This window comes from Spirillospora sp. NPDC049652, assembly GCF_040675125.1.
Taxonomy (GTDB): domain Bacteria; phylum Actinomycetota; class Actinomycetes; order Streptosporangiales; family Streptosporangiaceae; genus Spirillospora.
In genome coordinates, this window is record NZ_JBFAOF010001106.1 from 1 (window position 1) to 2135 (window position 2135).

The 2135-nt window shown below is 70.9% G+C and carries 2 protein-coding genes; both read right to left on the reverse strand.

Annotated features, from left to right (window positions below; all coding sequences use genetic code 11):
- Nucleotides 1-684: 684 nt before the first annotated feature.
- Entirely contained in the window at nt 685-1005 is a 321-nt protein-coding gene (locus AB0J52_RS37465) for a histone-like nucleoid-structuring protein Lsr2 (protein ID WP_026414171.1), read from the reverse strand.
- A 556-nt stretch (nt 1006-1561) separates the two neighbouring features.
- A partial coding sequence (locus tag AB0J52_RS37470) for an RDD family protein (protein ID WP_500187703.1) occupies nt 1562-2135 on the reverse strand: 574 nt, incomplete at its 5' end.

The following is a 2135-nucleotide window of genomic DNA, read 5'->3' on the forward strand; positions in this document are numbered from 1 at the left end:
GGTGCCGATGTAGTTGTGGTTGAGCATCCTGGCCTCTTCCTGAGCCAGAACGACAACCCGCCGCGCGCGGTCGGTGAACCTCTCGAACATCTCGTCGCTCCTCACAGAGCGGTTGGGCAGAGTCCGGAACGTCCGGACCTGTCCTTCCGCATGCTAGCCCGCCCCGAGGAGGCCGCCCGGTGCACTCCCACCAGAAGACGTTCCCCAGCTAAGCGCTGTTCATCCTCATCCAACTACCGCACTGATGCGGCATGTTCCCGCTACGCCGCGAGCGAACGGGCCTTTGCCCGGACCGTTCCCGAGCGGCTCACCAGCGCCATTGCGAAGGCGCTGGGCGGTCACGGGGCAACCCTTCCGCTCCGGCGGCCGATGAATCGCGGGCCGTGTACGCCACAAGCGAACGGCCGGCCGCCCTGAACGGCCCCGGCCGGAGCGGCGTTCGTCCTTCTCCGCCCGGTTCCTGACCCTCTTCAAGATCGAATCGAGCCGCCCGGTCGGCGCAATGCGAACGGCCCGCCCCGCGTCGCCGCGCACGCGGCTGACGGTCGGAGGCGGGCCGGTCGGTCCGGCCGAAGCCGGTGCGGGCCGTAGCGGTCCGGTCGGCGGGCCCCGGAAGCCCCGCGGAGATCGTCTCCCCGCCCCCGCCGACCCGGTTCCGGTCGGCCGCGGGGCCGACCGGCGCGGCTAGTTGGCGGCCTCGTACTGCTCGATCACGTTGGCCGGGATCCGGCCGCGCTCGTTGACCTTGATGCCCCGGGCCTTGGCCCAGGCGCGGATCTCCGCGCTGCGCTCACGGCTGGACGCGCCGCGCTGGCGGCGCCGGCGCTGGGTGCCCGCCTTGCGGGACACCTCCACGAACGGCTGAAGAGAATCCCGCAGCTTCTTCGCATTGGCGCTACTGAGGTCGATCTCGTAGGAGGCGCCGTCGATCGAGAACGCTACGGTCTCGTCCGCCTCGCCACCGTCGAGGTCGTCGACGAGAAGCACCTGAACCTTCTGTGCCATGAGGACAGACCTTTCAGACTGGAGCAAACTGCATTCGGCTGCAAACATATACCTCGAAGCGCGCCGATGACAATTCGACACCCGCGATGAACTTTGCTTCCCCCACGGTAACTCATCGTAATCACGCACCATCCGAATCGGGCATGATCCCGCGCATCCGGGCCGGACACCGCCGCCGATCGGGGAAAATCCGGGGCGGGCCGCTTAACGACCGGGGCTCGATCGTCCCACGAGCCGACGATTAACCCCGACGTAACGTCCCTAACCGCCCGTCGAGCTGCCCCGGGATGACGGCCCGAAGGCCGTCCAAAGTTCAGCGGAACGGCAGTGTTCCGGAGTCGCCTAAGGGACGTTGAAGGCGTCCGGAAGTCCTGTGCAAGCCCGGCGTGAAGGTGGCGCGAAGGCGCCGTGAACCCGGTGGCGCGGGGCGTCCGGCAAACTCTCGCCGCAAAGTCGGCGGGGGCCGGAACTCTCCAACGCCCCCGCGGGACGGGGCTTCCGGCCGCGGGGGCCGGATCGTCAACTCCCCGAAGTAAGGGGATTTGCGCGCATTATGTCAGTCGATGGTGTTCTTCACCACGCCGGTTCCCGCCAGGCGGTCATGCACCGCGCGCCGTTCCGCTCCGCGGAACGCCATCGCCACGTTCACGACCCAGAAAACGCCGCCGATGAGGCCGAGCACGGGCACGGGCCGCAGCGCGATCGGAACCGCGTACACGGCCGCCCGGAGGCCCGCGCGGACGGCGTCCGGCCGGGCGCCCTCCTCGGTGACGACGCGGACGCCCGCGAACCGCTTGCCGAGCGTCCGCCCCCACAGCGCGATCTGGACCGCGTCGTAGACGAGCAGAAGGGACGCGACCACCGTCGGGGACCAGCGGTCCGCCGTCTCGTGCGGCAGCGCCGCCCGCAGCACCAGCACCACGGGCAGCCCGACGACCAGCGTGTCCACGATCCGGGCGAGCAGGCGCTGCCCCGGTTCGGCCAGCCATCCGCCCTCGCCGCCGACGCCGTCCTCGTCCGCGGCGGCTTCGACGGCCGGCTCGCGGACGGAGCCGGCGGCCGGGCCGCCGGGCCCGCCCACGAAGGCGGCCGCTCCGGGCGGCGACCGCCCGTCCGCCGGGTCCCCCCAG